Consider the following 23,020-nt stretch of genomic DNA (forward strand, 5'->3'; position numbering starts at 1 on the left):
AGGACAGAGTCCTCCCTTCACCGTTAACCATTCACCATTAACCATTAACCAAAAAAGGAGTTTTACCTATGACCATTATCGAAGCGATCATTCAGGGTGTGGTTCAGGGACTCACCGAGTTCCTGCCCGTGTCCAGCAGCGGACACCTGACGATCACCCAACACGTTTTGGGTATCAATCTGGAGGGCAATAACCTCTTCTTCAATGTCATGTTACATATCGGCACGCTGGCAGCGGTCATCGTATTCTATCACAAGCTGATCTGGCGGCTGATCAAGGCGTTTTTCTCGATCATCGGCGATATTTTCACCGGTAAGTTCAAGTGGAAAGAGCTCAGCGATGATAAACGCATGGTCATCATGGTGATCATCGGACTCTTGCCGCTGTTCCTGCTGTTCATTCCCATTCCCGGTACGGATATGAAGCTCAAGGACTTTGTCGAAGGCATCGCCGACAGTGAGCGGAATTTCATCATCGTCGGCATCTGCCTGCTGATCACCTCCATCCTGCTGTTCATCGGCAACCGTGTTTCTCACAGCACCGTTCCGATGAAGCACGCCAAAAAGGGCGGCGAGACCGGCCGTACCTCGCTGAACGTGGTCGACGCGATCGTCGTCGGCATCACCCAGTGCTTTGCGACGATGCCGGGTATCTCCCGTTCGGGTTCCACTCTCGCGGCAGGTCAGATGCGCGGACTGGATAAGCAGACCGCTCTCGACTATACCTTTATCCTCGGTACCCCCGCGATCGTCGCGGCGGCGGTGCTTGAGGGCAAGGACGCGCTGGAAGGCGGCTTTGACGCGATCAAGGCGGATCTCGTGCCCATTCTCATCGGTATGGTCGTTTCCGCCGTCGTCGGCTATCTGGCGATCGCGCTCTTTAAATGGCTGTTAAAGACCGATAAGATGATCATTTTCATCGTGTATACCGCCGTCATCGGTATCGCCGTGATCGTCATCAGCATTATCGAACTTAGCAAGGGCGTCAACATCTTCTCCGGTACACCGTTGACATAATGAAAACGTCATTGCGAGGCTCAATAGAGCCGTGGCAATCTCAACCGATATATTAATACGATTGCCGTAGCGGTCGGCGTTTGTCGCCGTTTCGTAACGTTTGTCGCAATGTTCTATTAACGCGAAGCAAATCAATATTACCGTAGGGATGGTCATCGACCATCCGCGGACGAGCAATGCTCGTCCCTACTAAAAGCCTCCCTTTGGTAAAGGGAGGTGCCGAGGTACGAGGCGGAGGGATTGCATGAATTGCTCGACCGAAGAGAGATACTGTAGATTTCTTCATATATTACACACAGAAACCAAAATCAAGGAAAGTCAGGAGTGATTATTTGGCTGCCAAAAACACCAAAGGCAAAGCAAGCTCCAAAAACAAAAAATCAACATCCAAATCCACTGCGAGAAGCAGCACAAAGCGATCCTCCCGCAGTGCCAAGCAAGAACCCGTCAGACGCGGGCTGAATCCCCAGACCAAAGCGATCCTGCTTTGCGCTGTCGGCGCACTGCTGCTGGCGCTGGTGATCATCCCCGGCGGCGCGTTCTGGAAGACCATGCGCAGCTTCCTTTTCGGCGTATTCGGCGTATGCTCGATCTTAGTGCCGCTGGTGTTCATCTACCTCGGCATCATGACCGCCAAGGAAAAGCAGATGGCGCATAAGGGCGCCAAGATCGCACTGTCCGCCGTCATCGTCGTGATGGTGTGCACACTGGTCTATCTGTTCGGTAGAACGGACTTCAACGATGGCTATACATATTTTGCCGCGCTCGGCGCCGCGTATCAAAAGTCCTTTGCCCTCGAGAGCCTGTGCGGTCTGATCGGTGCTTTGTTGGGCTATCCGATGCGCGCGCTGCTCACGACGGCTCCCGCTGTGATCACCTCGTTCATCATCCTGATCGCCGCGATCATGGTGTTGTTCGGCGTGACGCTGGTCGATATCGCCAACGTTGCTAAGAAGGGCTATACCAGGACCCGTGAAAGACAGCGTCAGATCCACGAGCACCGCAATGAGCGCCGTGAGGAACGCCGCCGCGAGAGGGAAGAGCGCGAGGAATTCGAGCGCCTTGGCAATCGCACACCGGAGGACGATTATCCCGACTATACCGTTCCCGAATCGCGTTCCGGCAGACGGTCGAACGACCGCATCGATATCCCGCTGGACAAGCCCGGCAAGAAGCCGCGCGCCAAGGACGCGGTCGAGATCGCCGAGGAACAGCAGGATCAGGACATCATCAATATCATCCGCAACGCGAATTCCGGCGTCGTGCCCGACGAGGAACTTTCCGCCTCCGATGTGGCGCGCCGGATCTCCAATAAAAAGAAATCCCGCAAAATGTCCGCCGGCGCGAAACAGCCCGATCCGGGTACCGCGGAGGATGAGACCGTCGACGAGTACAATACCGACGACACCTTTGATCTGAAAGGCGAGACCCGACGCGTCGGCGCCGAGGTCAAGCAGAATCAAAAGACGGAGCAGGCTCAGTATGTCTATCCGTCCACCAAGCTGCTCGAACCCGCTGTGGACAGCGAGAGCGAGAGCGCTTATATGGAAATGCAGAACAACGCCACCAAGCTGATCGAGACCCTCAACAGCTTCGGCGTCAAGGCGAATATCGTCGATATCTGCCGCGGACCGTCGGTCACGCGCTATGAGCTGCAGCCCGCGCCCGGCGTAAAGATCAGCAAGATCACGAATCTGTCCGATGATATCGCGCTGAACCTCGCCGCCAACGGCGTGCGTATCGAAGCGCCGATCCCCGGCAAGGCGGCGGTCGGTATCGAGGTGCCGAACAAGGTCACTTCGATGGTCACGCTCCGCGAGCTGGTCGAAACGGACGAGTTCCGCAATCATAAAAGCAAGCTCAACTGCGTACTGGGCAGAGATATCTCCGGCGAGATCATCACCACCGATCTGGCGAAGATGCCCCACCTGCTGATCGCCGGTACCACCGGTTCCGGTAAGTCGGTCTGCGTCAACGCGCTGTTGATGTCGATCCTCTTCAAGGCGACGCCCGACGAGGTCAAGCTCCTGCTGGTCGACCCGAAGATGGTTGAATTCAGCAAGTACAAGGGTATCCCGCATCTGCTGGTACCCGTCGTATCCGACGCGAAAAAGGCGGCGGGCGCGCTCAACTGGGCTGTCTCCGAAATGCTCCAGCGCTACCGTGTTTTCTCGGAATATGACTGTAAGGGCATCGACAGCTTCAATGAGCTGGTCGATAAGAACCTTGCCTACATAGAAGAACAAAAGCAAAAGCCCGATTATGATCCCGAGGCGGAGGAACAGCCCTGTCTGGATATCGACGGCTTGAAGGTGCCCACCGAGCACATGTGCCGCATCGTCATCGCCATCGACGAGTTGGCTGACCTGATGATGGCGGCGCCCTCCGAGGTCGAGGAAAGCATCTGCCGCTTGGCGCAGATGGCGCGCGCCGCGGGTATGCACCTGATCCTTGCGACCCAGCGTCCTACCGTCAACGTCATCACCGGTCTGATCAAGGCGAATATCCCTTCAAGAATTGCCCTGAAGGTCAGCTCCCAGATCGACTCACGTACCATCCTCGATACCGGCGGCGCTGAGAAGCTGATCGGCCGAGGCGACCTGCTGTACGCTCCTGTCGGCGCGCCGAAGCCCATCCGTGTCCAGTGCTGCTTCACGCGCGACGATGAGATCGACCGCGTCACCGCCTTCCTCAAAAAATCCCATACCGCCGAGTACAACAAGGAGATCGAGGACAAGATCCGCAAGATCGCCGCGGAGGAGCTCAACGGCAACAAGGGCAAGGATAACGGCGTGTCGCCCGGTAACGCGCCCGAGGTCGACTCCATGATGGAGGACGCGATCAAGTTCGTTATCGAAAGCGGACAGGCGTCCACCTCCATGCTCCAGCGCCGCCTCAAGGTTGGTTACGCGAGAGCCGGCAGAATGATCGACGACATGGAGCAGATGGGCATTGTCGGCCCGCACCAGGGTTCCAAGCCGCGTGAGGTGCTGATCACCATGAACGATTGGCTTGAACGCAATAACATGCTCGGTTCACCGGAGGACGACACCGCCGGCGAGGGAGAGGGAACATCCGACGACGATGATCCGTGGTGATGCAGTAACGTCTATTGTAGGGGAGGGGTGCTCCCCGTTGGGGAGACGTCACGAAGTGACAGAGGGGGAGGCGTTTCCGCCGAGGAATGCTCCTCCCGTAACCTTTCCGTCTAATGTCGCCCAAATGCGAAGCAAATCCCCTGCTTCCGTAGGGATGACCATTGGTCATCCGTAGTATGACGGACGTTTCTTGTATCGAAAGCCCATAGATAGAAAATAAACGTTCTTGCGATGCGGACGAGCAATGCTCGTCCCTACATTGTGTTCCGTTTCTAAGGAAAGCCAGGCTATTTTCGATAACGTCTTGACGTTTTAATGAATTAAAGCTATACTATACTACAGAATTGATATAACACTATTCGGTTGAGATTGCCACACCTCGTGAACGAGGTTCGCAATGACCGTTTTGAGTTTAGGAGGAAATCTTTTGGGAGTATATGAAGAACTGGTAGCCCGCGGCTTGATTGCGCAGGTCACCGATGAAAAAGAAATCAGAGATTTAGTGAACAACGGCAAGGCTGTGTTCTATATCGGCTTCGATCCGACAGCCGACAGCCTGCACGTCGGTCACTTTATGGCGCTGTGCCTGATGAAGCGCTTACAGCTCGCGGGCAATAAGCCGATCGCCCTGATCGGCGGCGGTACCGCGATGATCGGCGATCCGTCCGGCAGAACCGATATGCGCCAGATGATGACCAAGGAGACTATTCAGCACAACTGCGACTGCTTCAAGGAGCAGATGTCCAAGTTCATCGACTTTTCCGATGACAAGGCGATGATGGTCAACAACGCCGATTGGCTGCTCGACCTCAACTACGTTGGGCTGCTCCGTGAGGTCGGCGCGTGCTTCTCGGTCAACAACATGCTGCGTGCCGAGTGCTACAAGCAGCGCATGGAGAAGGGCTTATCCTTCCTCGAATTCAACTACATGATCATGCAGAGCTACGATTTCTACGCTCTGTATCAGAAATACGGCTGCAATATGCAGTTCGGCGGCGACGACCAGTGGAGCAATATGCTCGGCGGCACGGAGCTGATTCGCAAAAAGCTCGGCAAGGACGCTTACGCCATGACCATCAACCTGCTCCTCAATTCCGAGGGCAAGAAGATGGGTAAGACCCAGAAGGGCGCGGTATGGCTCGACGCGAACAAGACCACGCCATTCGAGTTCTATCAGTACTGGCGCAACGTCGACGACGCCGACGTCATCAAGTGCCTCAAGATGCTGACCTTCCTGCCGCTCGATCAGATCGAAGAGATGGCGCAGTGGGAAGGCTCCCAGCTGAACAAGGCGAAAGAGATCTTAGCGTATGAGCTGACCAAGATGATCCACGGTGAGGAAGAGGCGAATAAGGCGCAGGAGGGCGCCAGAGCGCTCTTCGGCGGCGGCGCGAACACCGATAACATGCCGACCACCGAGATCACCGACGATGATTTCACCGACGAGGGTATCTCGATTCTCGATCTGCTGATCAAATGCAACCTGATCCCGTCTAAGGGCGAGGGCAAACGCCTGATCAAGCAGGGCGGTATCTCGCTGGATGACGAGAAGATCACCGATATGTTCCACATGGTAGGCAAGGACGCTTTTGAGAAAGGCCATGTGATCATCAAAAAGGGCAAGAAGGTCTTCCATAAGGTGATATTGTAATTATAGCCTTCCCCTTGAGGGGAAGGTGGGCAATTCACCGTTAAAGGTGAATTGGTCGGATGAGGTGGAAACGCTTCTGTCCTATGTTGAATACTGATGGAGTGGAAAGGCTTCCACCTCATCCGTCACCGTCAACAAGTTACCGGTGACACCTTCCCCTCAAGGGGAAGGCTTAGCTTGTATTTCATCGGATAATTCCGATAAAGAATAAAAAGGAGTGCAGAACATGAAAAAATTTATGAGCGAATTCAAAGAATTCATCATGCGCGGTAATGTCATGGATTTGGCAGTCGGCGTTATCATCGGCGGCGCGTTCAGCGCGATCGTTACCTCGCTGACCAATGATATCATTTCCCCGATCTTAGGTCTTTTCGGCGGACTTGATTTCTCTCAGCTGGTCGCGAAGGTCGGCGACGTTGAGATCCGTTACGGCGCATTCCTGACCGCTGTCATCAACTTCCTGATCATGGCGCTGATCATCTTCCTGATGGTCAAGGGCATCAACAAGGTGATGACCATCGGCAAGAAGAAGAAGGAAGAGGAAGAAGAAGCGACCACCAAGCTGTGCCCGCACTGCTGTGAAGAGGTCAACATCAACGCGACCAAGTGCCCGCATTGTACCGGCGATATCCCCGCTGAAGAGGAATAAGGCTTACGCTACATAATGCTATCTACAGGCTCCCTTTCCTAAGGAGATTCCCCTGTTAGGGGAAATGTCCGCAAAGCGGACAAAGGGGTCTGCTGCCTCCGCGGAGGAGGGCTGTCAGCGACAACTTGTTGACGCTGACTGAGGGTTGCTTAGGCTACTCAATAGAATCGCTACATAACAAAGCTCCCGAGTCATTACGACCCGGGAGCTTTTATCATGTGTTATGGTTTTGGAGTTTGAAAACGATGAGAAAAGGAGATTGAATATCGATCAGGAAAGCGGACGTAGTTGTTCTATGATGAATTATTAATTTCTAATTCCTAATTCCTCATTCCTAATTACTAATTGTCTTACGCCATGATCTTCTTATACAGCTCTTTCAGATCCTCGACGTTAGTCTCTCTGGGATTGCCTGGACGGCAGGCGTCCGCGTACGCGTCAGCAGCCAGAACCTCCAGATCCTCTGCCTTGACCTTCTCGTTCTTCTCGGGGATACCGACATCCTTGGAGAGCTGCTTGACCGCGTCGATCGCCGCCTTGCGATACTCTGCCTGAGACATGCCGTCTACGCCCTCTACGCCCATCGCGCGCGCGATCTCACGGAATTTCTCGCCGGTGTAATCCTGGTTGTATTCCATGACGATCGGCAGCATCATCGCGCACGCTACGCCGTGCGGTGTGTCATAGTGCGCGCCGAGGGTGTGAGCGATACTGTGCGCGATACCCAAGCCGACGTTGGAGAAGCCCATACCGGCGATATACTGTGCCAGCGCCATACCTTCTCTGTCCTCGGGCTTGTTCTCGACAGCGCCGCGCAGATGCTTCGCGATCAGGCGGATCGCCTCGAGATGGAACATATCGGTCATCTCCCATGCCGCGGCAGTGGTATAGCCCTCGATAGCGTGAGTCAGCGCGTCCATACCGGTGGAAGCGGTCAGACCCTTGGGCATACTGCTCATCATGTCGGGATCGACAACCGCGATTTCGGGAATGTCATGCTCGTCAACGCAGACGAACTTGCGCTCTTTCTGTACATCGGTGATGACGTAGTTGATGGTGACCTCCGCGGCGGTACCGGCAGTGGTGGGGACCGCGATCGTGGGAACCGCGTGGTTCTTGGTGGGCGCAACACCCTCTAAGGAGCGGACGTCGGCGAACTCGGGGTTGGTGATGATCACGCCGATCGCCTTAGCGGTATCCATTGCGGAGCCGCCGCCGATGGCGATGATGGAGTCTGCCTTAGCCGCTTTGAACGCGTCTACGCCTGCCTGCACGTTCTCGATGGTCGGATTTGCCTTGACCTCAGAGAAAACGTCATAGGGGAGACCGCATTCGTCCAAAAGCGCAGTGACCTTCTGCGCTACGTTAAATTTGATCAGATCGGGATCGGTGACGATAAGAGCCTTGGTAAAGCCCTTGGTTTTGGCAATAGCGGGGATCTCTGCGATCGCGCCCTTGCCGTGGTAGGAAGTGTTGTTAAGAATGATTCTGTTTGCCATAATTTACCTCCGTAAATAGTTTTGCACTATTATTATACCGCCGAAAGAAAGGAAATTGCAATCATATCGCGTATAGAAAAATAATCAAAAATTTCGTGAAAAAGGACTAAAGAGAAGGGAATAGGGAGGAATTAGGAGTTAGGAGTGAGGAGTGAGGAGTGAGGAGTGAGGAGTTGAGGTGCTGTCCAAATCTTTGATTTGGCATACAGCACCCATGCAAGGCTCTCCCAAGAAGCGGAGCAAACTTGCGAACGCTGATTGGCTGAGAGCTACTGCGAGGAGTGAGGAGTTTAGGCGTAAATGAAACGTCTATTGTAGGGGACGGCGCCCTCGACGTCCCATAACCATTCCAATCTATGTCACCCTAACGCGAAGCAGATGAAACCCCTTGTAGGGGAGGGGTGCTCCCCGTTGGGGAGACGTCACGAAGTGACAGAGGGGGAGGCGTCTCCGCCGAGGAATGCTCCTCCCGATACGCTTCTTCTCAATGCCAACTAACGCGAAGCAAATCCATGATTCCGTAGGGATGACCACTGGACACGCGTGTCCTCGTCCGCAGAATGACAGGCGTTTTTGTTATCGAAAGCGTGAGATAGGGGAGAAACATTTTCGCTATGCGGGTCGTCATAAATGTCGACCCCTACGATTATCGGTAACGTTTATTGTAGGGGATGACGCTTGCGACATCCCGCTGCCTATCCAATCTATGTTACCTAAACGCGGAGCAGATGAACCCCCTTGTAGGGGAGGGGCTTGCTCCTCCCGATACGCTTCTTCTCAATGCCAACTAACGCGAAGCAGATCTATGATTCCGTAGGGATGACCACTGGACACGCGTGTCCGACGTACCGAGAATGACTGGCGTTTCTTATATCAAAAGCGTGAGATAGAAGAGAAATGTTTCTGCCGTGCGGACGAGCATTGCTCGTCCCTACGGAAACGTATAGCTCCTCAACGCATATTACATCTTGACCAACGCCCTGCCGCGGGTCGTCGAGGGCGCCGACCCCTACATATTTCGCTGTATCGTTCATTTGTACTGCGGGGGTGCTTTCCGTTAGGGGGAGCTCTTCCGCAATTTATTGCATAAAAAAAGCGGTACGATTTCTCGTACCGCTTCATTATTTGATTACTGGAAACGTCTGCCGCGAGTGGCTTTCTGCTTCTTCTTTTCGATCACGTAAACGACCGTGAAGGTGATCAGCATGACGACGATCATGATCGCCAGCCAGATCAGGAACTCGAAGTTGGAGCCGTTAGCGCCGCGCTTGAAGGGGGAGGAGTCAGCGACCGCCTCGATGCCCTTGGAGGAAAGCTCGGTGGTGTCTTTCTCAACCTTGGTTTCGGGAGCATTGTTGCTCTTGGGGGTGTTGACAGAGCCGGTAGCCGGCTTATTCTCAGTAGTGGTCTTGGGCAGATTCGACTGCGGCTGAACCTCCGCGTTCATAGCGGGCTTATCCGCATCCTGAGTGGTGGTCTGCTCGTCAGCCTTGGGAGCCGCGACAGCACTGTCGGAGAAGAGCTTGTCGTAGGTTGCCTGCTCGACAACGCCGGTCACAGCCAGATCATTGTTGCTCTGGAAGCCCATGACAGCGGTCTCGGTAGAGGTACCGTACTCGCCGTCGGCATTACCGTTGAGATAACCCAAGGTGATCAGACGATTCTGGATCTTCGCGACATCGTCGCTGTAGTCGCCGTTGCTGAAGAGCAGGGAAACGAGCGCTTCTTCTGTCGTGATCTCAGCAGGCTGAATATCTGCCTGAACGCCGGTATCGGCGATCTCTTCCTTCTCGGAAGTGATTTCTTCTTCTTTATCCTCTGCCTTGTCTTCAGTTTTTTCCTCAGCCTTATAAGCGGGAGCATCGTCAGCATAGAGGTATGCTAAATCAGAACCTGCAATACCGTCGACATACAGACCTGCGGTCTCCTGGAAGCGCTTGAACGCGGCCTCTGTGCTGTCGCCGAAGTTGCCGTCGACAACGCCGGTGTAGTAACCTAAGTCAGCCAGTCTCTGCTGCATCTTTTCGACCTCGGAGCCGGTGGAACCCTTCTTCAGAGAAGAGGACTTGGTATCGTCACTCGAAGAGGAAGAGGAGCTCGAGGAAGAGGAGGAGCTTGAGCCTGAGGAAGAGGGGGAGCTGGTGGACTTACCGGAAGAAGCGAATACATAGGTTTCGCCGTCGATGGTTCTGGTGGTGTCCGCGAGATACTCGCCGTCTTCATAATAATAGTAGTCGCCGTCAAACTCTACCCAACCGGTGTCGGGGTAGGAGACGCCGGGAACCTTAAAGTACTGGGTCCAGCCGTGGCTCCATACGCTCTCGTAGCATACGCCGTACTCGTCGCCGCGCGCGTCGACTGCCATACCGTCACCGACATAAACGCCGACGTGACCGGGCTGATACAGACCGAGACCGTGAATATTGGGAATGCCGCCGGACATCGAACCACGATAGTCAGAGTTGAATGTCTGCGCGTCGCCTACGCGATAACCGCCCGCGTATGAATAGATCAGACCGGAGCAGTCAACAGCGCCGGGGGTAGAACCGCCGTATACGTAACTCCAGTTGGAGTAGTAAGCGTTCAGCGCCCATTCCGCCAGACCAACGCCTGTGCCGGATGCCGAGGATGAAACCGTACCGACAACAACGACACTCGCGATGACCGCGGCTACCATAATAATTGAGATGATCTTCTTAAACTTCTTCTTCATAAAAACCTCCGTAGTAGTTGATCCGAGAACGTGACTCATGCGCGTTTATTATTATAATTAGGAAAAAACGGCTTGAAATCGGCGTTTTCGGACTCGTCGAGAATCAGTTTTTGAATAACTTGGTAACAAAACTGTCATTATTATACACAAGAATTATTCTAATATCAAGTCTTTTGGGTGAATTGTTGTTAAAATCACAACAAAATTAAATTTCTGTTCATAAATGTATACACAATAAACAAAAATTGTCAACATTCGGGGTGGTTACAGCCTGTAACCTTTATTTTCAAAAGAGAAAAAAGAGCCATCACGACAAGTTTTGACAATTCCTAACAAGAATAATAAACGCCTTTTTATGCGAAAACGGAAATAACTATTACGCAATTGTTAACATTCTTTTATGAAATTATAAATTTCCTGTTCAATATGCGTTTTCAGTCCCGTTATTTTCCATATTAGAAAAATAATCCAATTAACAAATGTGCCGAGGTTATATGTCTGTAGGCGAAGCAAATGAACCATATTGTAGGGGTCGGAGCCCTCGACGACCCGAATCATTCCGTTGCATCCCACATCATCGCGGAGCAAATGAAACGATTACTGTAGGGGAGGGTCTTGACCCTCCCGTAACGTTTTCGATATCTGTCAATTAAATGCGAAGCAAATCACATCTTCCGTAGGGACGACCATTGGTCGTCCGAGAATGCCGGGCGTTACTATATCGAAATCGTGAGATAGGGGAAATGCGTTTCTGCCACACGGACGAGCAATGCTCGTCCCTACGGAAAGGCACATTTCCTCAACGGATAGCGCATCTTAACCAACGTCCTCCCTCGGGAGTAGCGCAGTGGCGCTTAGCCAATCGCAGATACAGAGGACCCCATAACTCCCGAGTTATGGGGAGAGGAGGAACCGCCACACGAGATCAAAGCGTACCAACCGGATACGCTTATCGAGTACGGCGTGTAACGACGATGGAGCGCTGTTACATGGGAGTTGTATGCCAAATCACAGATTTGGACAACTCCTCAAGCCGCTCCCCTACAAATTCACTGCAACGTTTACCGTAGGGCGGGGGTGCTCCCCGTTGGGGAGACGTCACGAAGTGACAGAGGGGGAGGCGTCTCCGCCGAGGAATGCTCCTCCCGTAACCCCTCCATTCGATGTCACCCACCGCGGAGCAAATCCAACATTTCCGTAGGGTACGGCGCTTGCGACGTACCGTGATCTATCCGATACATGCCACCCAAATGCAAAGCATATCCTTTTTTTCGTAGGGATGACCATCGGTCATCCGCAGAATGACGGTTGTTACTATATCGAAATCGTGAGATAGGGGAGAAACGTTTCAATTACACGGACGAGCAATGCTCGTCCCTACGGAAACGCGCATCTCCTCAACGGACCGCTTCTTAACCAACGTCCTGCCGCGGGAGCAGCAAGCCGCTCCCCTACAAATTCACTTCAACGTTTCCTGTGGGTTTCTCTCCCGATTCTTTCCATACTTATTCATCATCTGATATCATGCACTTACATCCCGCATAAATACTGGGTTCTACTCCCGGTAGAGCCGTCTTTCTACCCCTGAGATACCGCTTTTCTGCGGCGGGAGAGTATCGGCTCGGTACCCGTAGAATATGAAATTGCTTTGTGGATTGAAATTTTCTAAATTTCGTGTATAATAAAATGGTAATATGGCGTATTGCAAAGGGCGATGATCCGGAGCGATCACCCTTACTGCGTATGCCGTCAAATTCGGAGGAACATATGAGTTTTACTATTTTGACGGACACATCCGCTAATTTACCTTCCGCGCTCGTCAGAGAGCGCGACATCAAGGTCATTCCGTATCACTACACGATCGGTGACAAGCAGTATTCCTGTCTGGATACCGAGGGCTTTGACGGAAAGAAGTTTTTTAAAGCAATGCGGCTCGGCGCGGACATCAAAACCTCCGCAATCAATTTCCAGAGCTATGTCGATTTCTTTGAACAGTTCCTGTCACAGGGTCAGGATATCCTGTTTGTCAGCATGTCGTCGGGTATCAGCAGTTCATTCAACTGCTCCGAGATCGCGAAGAAGGAGCTGGTCGAGAAGTACCCCGACAGAAAGATCCTGCTCGTTGATACGCTCGGCGCGTCACTGGGCGAGGGTATCTTTGTGCTGAAAGCCGCCGATTATCGTGACGAGGGCATGACGATCGATGATACATACCAAAAGCTCGAGGACGAAAAGGCTTGTATGTATCAGGTGTTCACCGTGGATGATCTGATGTATCTGAAAAAGACCGGTCGACTCACCGGTTCCGCTGCCGTGATCGGCAACATGCTGCAGGTCAAGCCGATCCTCAAGGGCAATGAGAACGGCGAGATCGTCAACTTCTCTAAGGTGATCGGCAGAAAGAAGGCTATCGACGCGCTCGCGCAGCGCTATAATATGCTGGTCAAGGATCCCGAAAAGCAGATCGTCGGCATTGCGCACGCCGACTGCGAAAAGGACGCGGAGTATCTGATCGAGCTGCTCAATAAGAAGAAGCCGCCGAAGGAGATCCTCAACGTCGTCTATGAGCCCGTCACAGGTTCCCATGTCGGACCCGGCACACTGGCGCTGTTCTTCCTCGGCGACAGCAAGGTGCGATTCAGATAATTGACATAATGAAAGGGGATAGCGGACGATCGTTTCCGTTATCCCTGTTTGTTTATGAGTAATGATCGATCTCTGAAAAGCCGTTATTCAAGGCTCCCTTTGGTAAAGGGGTCGCGTGCGACACGCTGTCACTCTCAAGGCTCCCTTTGGGAATGGTGCTCCCCGTTGGGGAGACGTCGCAAAGCGACAGAGGGGGAGCCGCTTCCGGCGAGGAGGCTCCCGCGGGAGCGGGTGAGGGATTGTACTAAAATGTTCGAGCGAAGCGAGTATCTCATTTTTATTACGTTGATATTATTGCAAAGTTTTATAACAAAGTATCTCCCTTCGTCGGCAAGACTTGTGTTTATTTCTGCAAAACTGCTTGACATTTTTACGCGGTTGTGATAAACTTTTACTTGCTTTACGGAGAGATGTCCGAGTGGTTTAAGGAGCTAGTCTTGAAAACTAGTGATCCCGCAAGGGACCAAGGGTTCGAATCCCTTTCTCTCCGCCAACTAAATAATACGTAAATTACTTTACATACATGGAGGATTACTCAAGTGGTGAAGAGGCTCCCCTGCTAAGGGAGTAGGTCGCTAACGCGGCGCGAGAGTTCGAATCTCTTGTCCTCCGCCAGCCCGAAATGGCTTGTTTAAGCCATTTCGGGCTCTTTCTTTTGCCTAAAAATCGCCGTGTCCTTTGCCGTGTCCTTTATTCAGCCCGTTTGGAGCAGTGCGGCGACATGATTCAGCGCCTTTTCGTTCGCCTGCTGGACAGCGTGAGCATAGAAATTCAGCGTGGTGCTGGTCTGACTGTGACCGAGCATAGCCGATACGGATTTCACATCTACACCGTCCGCTAAAGCCTGTGTTGCTACAAAATGGCGAAAACTATGTAAGCCCTTGAAGGGAATGTTTTCTGATTCCAAAAAGTCCTGGAGCCATTTATAGGGGACATTGGGATTCAACGGCTTGCCGCACCAGTTGATGAACAGTCTGTCGCTCTCCACCCACTGATCGCCGCATTTCTCGGCGACGGCTTTTTGTTCCTCTTGAAGCTGTTTGATCAGTTCCAGAAGAAAAGGCTGTATGTACAGCGAGCGATAACTGGATTTTGTTTTCGGAGTGTCGGTATAGGTGCCGAAGCCTTGATGATAGTTAGACGTTCTGTTGATCGTCAGGATAGATTTTTCAAAATCGATATCCTTGTACTCTAAGCCTAATGCTTCGCCTTTTCTCATACCCGAAAATGCCAGAAGATTGAAAAACAGCCGATACGATGTGGGTGCCTTATCATTGATTGCTGACAGTACCTCTTTTGCTTCTTCGAGAGAATAGATCGCTTTTTCTTTCTTCTCTGTCTGTGTAAAGACAATATCACGGCAGGGGTTGATATCGACGATACCGCACCGTTTTGCATAGAGCATGACGTCACTGACAAAGGTCAGATAAGATTTTTGGCTTTTGACGGATAATCCTTTACCGGTTTGCTTATTTACGCCGTTTTTTCCTAAAGAGGTGATAAAGGCTTGTACCATCCTATAGGTGAGCCTGCTGACCAATACATCGCCGATCGCGTTATAGGTTCTTTCCTTGCAGTCCAGTAGCTTTGTCAAAGTGCTCTTCTTGTATTTCTTGCTGGCAAGCTGCAAATCCAGCCATTCCTCTGCGATCTCCTTAAAGGTGGTATGCTCCTTAGCAAACGCAATTTCGTTTTCCTCGCGCATACGCTGTTCTGCTTCACATTCTAATTCTTTTTGGTATTCGGCAATTGACCGTTCTTCAAATAAAACGCTTTGCCTGGTTACCTCCTTTTTAATATGTTTTGATGTCATCCCTTTTTCGGGAGTCCATGTCATACATTTGACGATCTGCTGACCGTCTTTGTATCCGAGGCTCACCCGAAACTGATAGGATGTTATGCCTTTCTTGGATACTCTTTTTCTGATTGTCATGTGCTTAACCTCTTTTCTGAAAGCTAAGCTCAAGCAGCATCATTATTATAACATGAGAGAATATCCAAAAGCAAATCCAGATTGATCAATCTTTTCGATGCAATCCGGATAACGGGGATCTCCCCGCGACTTGCCATACGCCTGAGTGCTCTTAAAGTCAGGCATGTGTCAGGGTCAAGCAATTTGATTTCTTCATACGCTTTCGGTATGGTTCGCATTCTGGCAGTCATGGTTTCCTTCCCCTTGGAAAACAATAGAGTAAATGATGTTCTGTAACATCTGACGGTTGCCTTTGTTCAGGCAAAAATAGTTTTTGATCATAAAATGATCCTCCGTTAAATATAATAGTAATGGATTGGTATACATCTTCCGGCTGTGCAGCAGCCTCATTGGTTTTCACCACCGCAGGGATCGCCCGCGGCCGCCCTCATTGCCTGCGACGGCTTATGCCAACGGCATATCCGCTCGGACTGTGACTGGACGGAAGTATCATTGTCCTCAGCGGCTGTCATCGCCCTCGGTAAAGGATGCGCCCTTACCGTCTGAGTCCTGAAGGCTTCAAAAGTGCCATATTCTTGAAGCGTTCGCTCATGTAGCTCGTGTGGTTCTCATGTTACACACACCGCAGAGAAGGTAGAAGATATGTTGATATTCAGTTGTCGAGGTTCGTTATCACATCGGGACTATAATCGACAGTTTTCTTAAACAAAAGAAGGCCGGAGTACAGTTCCAAAACGGAAGCTGAACGGCGGCCAATACGTTCTATATTCAATTATACTAATTCGTGATAAAAAGCAGACTCAGACTAACAATGCCAACAACGCGGGATTGTGGGGATAGACCGCGAAGGTTGTCTGCTTAAAGGTTTTTATCTGCTTATTATTATGTATTAGTATAAGTCCCGATTTGAACCCACACATAATATACCAGATTGGCAGGTCTGTTGTCTTAAGAACCCTGTCGAAGATTATCCTTGCTTTATGAACTTTTTGTAAACCATAAAAAGAATAATTGTCGGATTGCTTCATCTATCATTAATCATAACAAATAATGATAGATGAATTGATTTTTGATAGATGAAGTGGTATAATATCATCTATCAATGACCGGATGGTGATATGATGCAGAAATATCCTTTTCAGATTACGACCGAGATACTGAACCTTGTCGCTGAGATTTGTGAACTGACAGGACAACTCAGCACACATTCAAAGCTGAACAATTCGCCGCAGCTGCGCCGTACCAATCGTATCAAAACAATCTATTCCTCTCTGGCGATAGAACAAAACACCTTGACGCTCGATCAGGTCACCGCTGTTATCTCCGGCAAGCGAGTCCTTGCGCCGCCGAAGGATATTGCAGAGGTGCAGAATGCATACGAGATCTATGACCGCCTTGATACGCTGGATCCTTACTCCGTGGACAATCTTTTGCTCGCTCACGAGGTAATGACACGCGGCTTGGTTGATGAATCGGGAGAGTTCCGCTCCCGCTCCGTCGGCGTCGTTGATAATCACGGCAATGTGCTTCATGTCGGTACACTTCCGGCGTATGTCCCCGGATTAGTCTCGGAGTTGCTTGACTGGGTCAAAAACAATCCGCGCCATATCTTGATCAAAAGTTGTGTGTTCCACTATGAATTTGAGCTGATCCATCCCTTTGCGGACGGTAACGGCAGGATCGGCAGACTATGGCATACGCTCCTGATGTCAAAATGGAATCCGATCTTTGCGTGGCTCCCTATCGAGTCGATGATACATGACAGGCAGGAAGAATACTACCGTGCCTTCAATGTCGCGAATGTTGCCGAAGACTCAACCGTATTCGTCACCTTTATGCTAGAGGCGATCCGTGATACTATGCTCGAGGTGATCGACGGTTCTGTTACGGTCAAGCAAAGCAAGTCGGAAAAAGCGGCTACTCGGGAAAATACTGTTATGAATTATTTGAATAATAATGGTGAGATAACCAACAGCGACGTTCGCAAGCTTCTGAATGTTTCTGTTGCGACCGCAAATCGAATCCTCAACACGATGGTAGAAAAGGGATTGATCATCCGCTTCCGCAGTGGAAGGTCATGGGCATACCGTAAACGATAAAGAGATCAAGAAGTCAATAAGTACAGGGTACGGTCGAAGGGGTCATCTATCCTGATCACTTCTTGCTATAGGTAAACGACGCCGTTGTTCTTTTTCCTTTTCGTTGAGCAGAAAACTGATATGCTCAATGAATCGTTGGACTACATCGGGAAAATGTTCTAACCCGCGCAAGAACGGACGGCACTTCTCTGTCAGCTTATCATAGCGCTCTTGCAATCGATTGAAAGCACTTCGGTATTGATTCGCTTGATCCTGTAAGTGTTTTTCCTTTTTGCGAAGATCATGGATTTTCACTCTGCTTGTTATCCCTTCCTTGGCGAGTGAAACCAGCTGACCATAATCTTCCTTTGTAACAGAATAATTGCCGGTAAGAGGATTCTTCTTGCCGGCAGTTTCAATTTCCTGAAAAGTTTTTGAGATACCCTTTACAGGTTCATATTCTATTTTAGCTTTCTGAATATTGCTTTCGATTTTAGCGAGGCGCTCTTTATCCTTGTCGATCTGATATTGTAACGAGGTCAGATGTTCCGCGGTGCTGCCCTCTCTGCCACGGTCAAAGCCCATGAACCCGTGATCGGTCATATGTCGGAAGAATTCATCCTGTAAGATGCTGTAGGACGGTCGAAACTTCGGCTTTCCGTTCTTTCGCATGATCGGCTCACCGCTTTCGGTCAATAGCGGCTCGCGAGATTCCCACTTCTTTGAGTGGCTGATCTGCCGGATGACCTCTTTGACTGTTCCAACCAACGCAGGATCTTTGCACCGCTTACTCCAGCGAATCTCTTTCTCAACGACCGGCAGGGCGATCAGGTGCATATGGTAGTGATATACCGGATGACCCACCTCGTCGCTGACAGCCTTGTTGATCTCATCCGCGTGCATAACGGCAGAGATGATATTTTCCTCACCGTATTTTTCACAGGCATAATGGTATGCCTCGGCAAAGAATTTCGTTGCGTATTCATATCCTCCGCGTTCCTCAAAGTATATGGTGTTCACATCAAAGATGATCTCATCAAACAGCACCGCGTCAGCTCTCAGTCCACGGCGTGAGACCTTACCCTCAGCCTCCATATCTTTGAGAATCTGCATATAGGTTTTATCCCCGGGACTCTTGAAATGAACGTTCATCGGAATCCTCTCCGGTACAACATTGATGTTGCTGTAATCGCTGTTCTTTCTCTCGTTATGCTTTTCTGCCGCGCTGATTTTTGCCGCCGTATAGGTTTGCACTCTGGCACAGCTCATATTGATTTTTGTTTTAGATATGTGATTTCACTCCATTCATTTTGTATAGATGCGCATGTATGGGTAGCCTTATACAAGATTCGTTGAATCTGTATAACCCACTATGACACTTTCAGCACTGCTGTAAAGATGTCGTGGGCAAGGGCTTTCCTCCCTTGACCCTCCGCTCAGTTTGTTTTGAAATCCGGGTCTGTATGAGATGTTATGTTGTGCTTATCTTGATCGACTGTCGGCAAAGTCCAGTACCAGATCATACCTTCCTTTACGGACACAACGCCGGCGTTTTTCTTTGCCTTTTTGATCGTCGATTTCTTGAAGCCTCTATCTTTCAGAAATCCCTCGCACGCGGTAGCAGTCAGCTTACCGGCTTTCATCAAATCCAAGATGAAGGCCGTTGCCGCTTCACACTCAGCGCTTGGTCTGCCGAGCTTCGGAGCGATTGAGGAAAAGGCTTGCTCCGCTGTCATCTTGATCTCGTCGATGAAAGTGATTCCCTTTTCACCGACCTCAAAGAGGATCGCCGAGCCTGTCGGTGCAAGATTGGATTTCACCTGAACCATCACACGCTCGTTTGAATTTTCCTTGTTCGGTGTTCTTGTGATTGCCAGAATACTACGAGCGACGCCGGCAATATCTATCGATCCGGACGTCCGATAGAGGGGAGAAGTCTCCCGCATTTTGTTCATGTGTGCGATGATTACGATGGCGCAACCCGTATCTTTGGCTACCGCAATCAGGTGATTGAACTTGCTGCGCATTTCATTGGCAGCGTTTAGAGAACAGCCGTCGCCGATATACGAACTGAGAGGATCGAGGATCAATAGCCTTGCTCCCGACTTTTCGATAGCTGATCGGATACGGTCATCATCGAAGGTGAGGCTTTTTTCATTCTCACGGATAAACAACAGCTTATCCCGGTCGCCGTTTGAGGCAATAAAGCGAGGGACTACGGTATCGTCTGCGTCATCCTCAGTCGTTTGATAGATGACCGTCATAGGTTCGCGTTTTTCTTCATCATCGGCAAAAGGAAATGGCTTGCCCTTTGAGGCAAGAGCCGACAGCGCCAGCATCAGCTGACTTTTGCCGTCGCCCGGATCACCCTGTAACAGCGTGACCTTGCCGAATGGAATGTACGGGTACCATAGCCATTCCACTGACTTCGGCGTGATCTCGCTCGCCTTGACGAGCTCCAGTTCTGTCTTCTGTTCTTCCATAGTTTGATTCTGTCTCAATACTTCTTTCTCCTTTTTGATAAATATTGCGGACATTCGATGACAATAGCACGAAAGCTCTGTTTGCAGTCGTGCTCACATTTGCGACACAGAGAGTTATAAGCTCTGCGCCCCTTGTCATTCAAAAAGAACGACCATTCCAACTTTAGTTTCTTTGACATTCGCGGCATTCAGCTAACCTCCTGAAAATGTGCTCGACCTCTCGGTCGGCGTTTTATATTGCCCAAAAACGCGCAATAAAATAACGCCTAAAACCTCTCTGAATTGTATCGTTTCGGAGTGGTTTTAAGCGTTTTTCTTTGTCCTAAAGCACCTTTCACGGATAAGGCGCTAAAAGTCCTTACCTTGCCTTAGGACGCGATTATGGCGATTTTTGGATAAAAAAAGAAACTGATTTCATAAAAAACAGTTTCTTTTCCTAAGTGCGTAAATACTATTTTACTTTAAATCTTGCTGGAAGGGGTTTTATTTCCGGTTTATCTCCGACCTTAGTATGATACTTGCCTTTTTGATAATCTTTAAGCTTTTTAAATTCAATATTACCTATTACAACATTGTATATATCAATAATAGCACGAGACTCATTATGATCAAGCTTGATTTGTATGACCTGTTATCAAAGCAATTAAAGAGCAGCTATTATCTCCAAGAACCGATCGTACGAATATGCTCCGGGATAGTCGGGTGATTTAGTTTGGAACACCATGAAATATCGGTACTGCCCGCCGGACAAAGCATCCCATTTACTGCCGATAATCGCTTTTGTCTTGGATTCTGCATTATCAAGATGGTCGCCCTTCGTCTCAATCATCAAGATCTTTCCTGATTCCGTCATGGCGATAATATCCGGATAAGCGTGCACTGCTCCATTGATCTGGAACCCCAGACGAGAGATGTTGCGGTGCCACCATTTGATGTTATCCATAGAGGACAACTGCCATACGACCTTGCGCTCATAATCGTTGACATCCTCTTCGCTGGTATACAAAGATTTAGGGAAAGAAGAGAAGAAACTGGTCGGCGAAACGGTTGATTTCAAGGTATAGTTCGCTCTACATTCTATTTTCCCTTGTTCCAACCAGAGGTTGAATATATCCATACGATGTGCCGCAAGCAACGCCTTCACCTTATCCTCAACCTTTTTGATATAAGGATACGGCGACTGCTCCATATCACTGAGCTGATCCTCTGTCATATTATCTACAACACGATCAATATAATCCAGCAACTCGCGATCGTTGATGCTGTTCATTTTCGATATCTGCTTTCTGATTAAGCCTTTACAATGAGCAAGACGAACTTCCGAAGGTTGTGAGTTAAACCACTCTTTATAATAGGTGCTGTCTGTACCCTTGATCTGCCACACCTTTGGTACAGCTTCAGTAGAATCATCAATGTCAACACGCGCCATCTCAGCGTCCACGGTACTAAAATCGATCTGAGTATCCTTGTCTTTGAGTGTAAAGCCATCTTCTAAATGCTCCAGTTTCAGTGGAACATATTCATCATCAGAGAAAAAGCTTGGACCCACTTTCATCATAAACTGCGGAAAGCGAAGAGCAGTTGCTTCTTCTGCATATTCTTCATTCATTCTGAATACATTCATCTTGTCTCGCACCTCCGTAGGAGCGTTATTGACCGCCGTTTCTTCCGCTCGACTGACCATATCTTCATACGCTTCATTTTGTGCTAATGCCGCAGCAAGCATATCATCGGATTCTATGCTTTCGGTTGATTCCGGCTCTTGCTGCATTATTTCGATTCTACGTTTCAATTCCTCAGTGTCAACTTCGGGTAATTCTTCTGTCGGTTCGTCAAACAAGTTCAGCGTAGGTTGAGCAACCGGCTCGGAAACATCCTCGTCAACATCTTTTGCGCGGTAGTCTTTCTCGCTAAAGCCGGCGCTGTTTAATCCCTTTACTACGTTATCGAGAGTCTTACCGAAGTCAGCTGACGAAGTAATAGCATAAGAGATATTAAGGACATTACTCTTGTTCTTCTTTGTATACGGAAGTCGGAGAACACGTCCGAGTATCTGCTCAACGTCAACTGTTGAAGTTCGGTTGGCAACTGTCGCCAGTACATAAGCAAAGGGACAATCCCAGCCCTCTTTAAGAGCGTTTACGGTAATGATATAGCGGATCGGGCAATCCGAAGAAAGCAGATTGACTCCCTTCAGTTCATCTTTATCCGCGGTTTTGATAGCAATCTCTTCCCGTGAAATACCTGCTTCAATCAGCGTGTTCTTGATCTTATCATAGGTGGTACTTTCGGTTCCAATTCTCGGCTGTGCCTGAAATAGCACGATCGGACGAATATATCTGCCTGTTTCCGCCTGTTCAACCTTTGCCTGTGCCTCCAGCTTTCGCCGAATATGGATCGCGTCACCATACACATCACTCTGCGACTTCCGATTATAGACAATAACCGGCAGTTTGACCATATTTGCTTTCTTGAGTTGAGCGGCGTCAACAAAAGAGATAATATTGCTTTTCTTCTTAGGGGTAGCGGTAAGATCAAGCACAAAGCACGGGTTAAAATTCTCCAACATCTCAACGCTCAGCTTAGAAGTTGCATGGTGACTCTCATCAACGATCACAACAGGATTCAGCGAACGGATAACCTGTATCAGCGCTGTTTCATCGGTATCAGGAAGGAGTATATCCTTATCCTTCATGTACTTAGGAAAGGAAGCAAGATTGCCGTTTTCCTGAAAAGCTTTTCTGCCTTCCTTCTTACTGGTTCTGAACGAATCATAACTCAGCACAAAAACGGAAAGCTGTTCGGTGATGGAAGTCGGATTAAAATTTTGACCGTTAAGTAATTGTGATTTAGAATAAACTTCAACAGCACCGCCGAAATCAACGTCGATCTTCTGACGGTAAGGGTGGTGAGGATCACTTAATGCCGCATATGTCTGTGTCAGAATTGCATCGGACGGTACCAGCCATACGACCGCTTTTGTTGTAGCGGTAGGCATAGCATCATAAATGGTTTTGATGGCGTTTGCGGCAATAAAGGTTTTGCCGCCGCCGGTAGGTACTTTGAAGCAAACATCCGGTACGCCATGAGACAGATTATAGTGGTACGGGGAAAGCCCGTTGAATCCAACAGTTACGCCCTTTTCTTCCCACAGCGTCTGATATGCTTTTGCTGCGCTGTTCTTCTCTGTCATCAGTGTTAAGAATCGAGAGAGATCACCCAACACGTTCTTTTGATATGTTTTTAGTTCCATA

At 49.8% G+C, this 23,020-nt stretch carries 13 protein-coding genes and 2 tRNA genes; 8 read left to right on the forward strand and 7 right to left on the reverse strand.

Going from position 1 to position 23,020, the window contains the following annotated elements; genetic code table 11:
• Positions 1-68 precede the first annotated feature (68 nt).
• The 4 genes from JKK62_RS01855 to mscL all read left to right on the forward strand — a co-directional run bounded on the left by JKK62_RS01855 (position 69) and on the right by mscL (position 6,414).
• Positions 69-1,016 carry an undecaprenyl-diphosphate phosphatase gene (locus JKK62_RS01855; protein ID WP_201426708.1) on the forward strand — a complete coding sequence of 316 codons (948 nt, stop codon included), beginning with the start codon at positions 69-71 and terminating at the stop codon, positions 1,014-1,016.
• Positions 1,017-1,348: 332 nt separating this feature from the next.
• Positions 1,349-4,114 (forward strand): FtsK/SpoIIIE family DNA translocase, encoded by a 2,766-nt coding sequence (locus JKK62_RS01860; RefSeq protein ID WP_243411722.1) that lies wholly within the window; start codon positions 1,349-1,351, stop codon positions 4,112-4,114.
• 427 nt (positions 4,115-4,541) lie between these two features.
• Entirely contained in the window at positions 4,542-5,765 is a 1,224-nt protein-coding gene (tyrS, locus tag JKK62_RS01865; RefSeq protein ID WP_201426709.1) for a tyrosine--tRNA ligase, read from the forward strand.
• Positions 5,766-5,991: 226 nt separating this feature from the next.
• Positions 5,992-6,414, forward strand: a complete 423-nt coding sequence (gene mscL / locus JKK62_RS01870) for a large conductance mechanosensitive channel protein MscL (RefSeq protein WP_201426710.1) — start codon at positions 5,992-5,994, stop codon at positions 6,412-6,414.
• 350 nt (positions 6,415-6,764) lie between these two features.
• Here the strand turns inward: mscL and fucO are convergent, their stop codons facing one another.
• Positions 6,765-7,913: a lactaldehyde reductase gene (gene fucO / locus JKK62_RS01875; RefSeq protein ID WP_201426711.1), complete on the reverse strand. Its 1,149-nt coding sequence runs from the start codon at positions 7,911-7,913 to the stop codon at positions 6,765-6,767.
• Between the two features lie 1,129 nt (positions 7,914-9,042).
• Positions 9,043-10,626 (reverse strand): C40 family peptidase, encoded by a 1,584-nt coding sequence (locus JKK62_RS01880; RefSeq protein ID WP_201426712.1) that lies wholly within the window; start codon positions 10,624-10,626, stop codon positions 9,043-9,045.
• Between the two features lie 1,767 nt (positions 10,627-12,393).
• Between JKK62_RS01880 and JKK62_RS01885 the strand changes: the two genes are divergently transcribed.
• The 3 genes from JKK62_RS01885 (at position 12,394) to JKK62_RS01895 (ending at position 13,887) form a co-directional block, all read left to right on the forward strand.
• On the forward strand, positions 12,394-13,272 hold the full coding sequence (locus JKK62_RS01885) for a DegV family protein (protein ID WP_201426713.1): 879 nt from the start codon (positions 12,394-12,396) through the stop codon (positions 13,270-13,272).
• Between the two features lie 404 nt (positions 13,273-13,676).
• Positions 13,677-13,765 (forward strand) — tRNA-Ser (locus JKK62_RS01890).
• Positions 13,766-13,797: 32 nt separating this feature from the next.
• Positions 13,798-13,887 (forward strand) — tRNA-Ser (locus JKK62_RS01895).
• A gap of 79 nt (positions 13,888-13,966) precedes the next feature.
• Here the strand turns inward: JKK62_RS01895 and JKK62_RS01900 are convergent.
• On the reverse strand, positions 13,967-15,205 hold the full coding sequence (locus tag JKK62_RS01900) for a tyrosine-type recombinase/integrase (RefSeq protein WP_201426714.1): 1,239 nt from the start codon (positions 15,203-15,205) through the stop codon (positions 13,967-13,969).
• Positions 15,206-15,397: 192 nt separating this feature from the next.
• Positions 15,398-15,526, reverse strand: a complete 129-nt coding sequence (locus tag JKK62_RS17710) for a hypothetical protein (protein WP_279380590.1) — start codon at positions 15,524-15,526, stop codon at positions 15,398-15,400.
• Positions 15,527-16,323: 797 nt separating this feature from the next.
• Between JKK62_RS17710 and JKK62_RS01905 the strand changes: the two genes are divergently transcribed.
• On the forward strand, positions 16,324-17,304 hold the full coding sequence (locus JKK62_RS01905; RefSeq protein WP_243411723.1) for a Fic family protein: 981 nt from the start codon (positions 16,324-16,326) through the stop codon (positions 17,302-17,304).
• 42 nt (positions 17,305-17,346) lie between these two features.
• Here JKK62_RS01905 and JKK62_RS01910 read toward each other — a convergent pair whose 3' ends face one another.
• The 3 genes from JKK62_RS01910 to JKK62_RS01920 all read right to left on the reverse strand — a co-directional run bounded on the left by JKK62_RS01910 (position 17,347) and on the right by JKK62_RS01920 (position 23,019).
• Positions 17,347-18,552: a plasmid recombination protein gene (locus JKK62_RS01910; protein ID WP_201426715.1), complete on the reverse strand. Its 1,206-nt coding sequence runs from the start codon at positions 18,550-18,552 to the stop codon at positions 17,347-17,349.
• 167 nt (positions 18,553-18,719) lie between these two features.
• Complete coding sequence (locus tag JKK62_RS01915) at positions 18,720-19,820, reverse strand: AAA family ATPase (RefSeq protein WP_201426716.1); 1,101 nt, start codon at positions 19,818-19,820, stop codon at positions 18,720-18,722.
• A gap of 589 nt (positions 19,821-20,409) precedes the next feature.
• Positions 20,410-23,019, reverse strand: a complete 2,610-nt coding sequence (locus JKK62_RS01920; protein ID WP_201426717.1) for a DEAD/DEAH box helicase — start codon at positions 23,017-23,019, stop codon at positions 20,410-20,412.
• Position 23,020 lies beyond the last annotated feature (1 nt).

Source organism: Ruminococcus difficilis (assembly GCF_016680995.1).

Bases quoted from the DNA above. Each gene is read 5' to 3' on its own strand.
- JKK62_RS01920 (WP_201426717.1), bottom strand. From the start codon at position 23,019: ATGGAACTAAAAACATATCAAAAGAACGTGTTGGGTGATCTCTCTCGA.
- mscL (WP_201426710.1), top strand. From the start codon at position 5,992: ATGAAAAAATTTATGAGCGAATTCAAAGAATTCATCATGCGCGGTAAT.
- JKK62_RS01855 (WP_201426708.1), top strand. From the start codon at position 69: ATGACCATTATCGAAGCGATCATTCAGGGTGTGGTTCAGGGACTCACC.
- JKK62_RS01915 (WP_201426716.1), bottom strand. From the start codon at position 19,820: ATGTCCGCAATATTTATCAAAAAGGAGAAAGAAGTATTGAGACAGAAT.
- JKK62_RS01905 (WP_243411723.1), top strand. From the start codon at position 16,324: ATGATGCAGAAATATCCTTTTCAGATTACGACCGAGATACTGAACCTT.
- JKK62_RS01885 (WP_201426713.1), top strand. From the start codon at position 12,394: ATGAGTTTTACTATTTTGACGGACACATCCGCTAATTTACCTTCCGCG.
- JKK62_RS01910 (WP_201426715.1), bottom strand. From the start codon at position 18,552: ATGAGCTGTGCCAGAGTGCAAACCTATACGGCGGCAAAAATCAGCGCG.
- JKK62_RS17710 (WP_279380590.1), bottom strand. From the start codon at position 15,526: ATGATCAAAAACTATTTTTGCCTGAACAAAGGCAACCGTCAGATGTTA.
- JKK62_RS01880 (WP_201426712.1), bottom strand. From the start codon at position 10,626: ATGAAGAAGAAGTTTAAGAAGATCATCTCAATTATTATGGTAGCCGCG.
- fucO (WP_201426711.1), bottom strand. From the start codon at position 7,913: ATGGCAAACAGAATCATTCTTAACAACACTTCCTACCACGGCAAGGGC.
- JKK62_RS01900 (WP_201426714.1), bottom strand. From the start codon at position 15,205: ATGACAATCAGAAAAAGAGTATCCAAGAAAGGCATAACATCCTATCAG.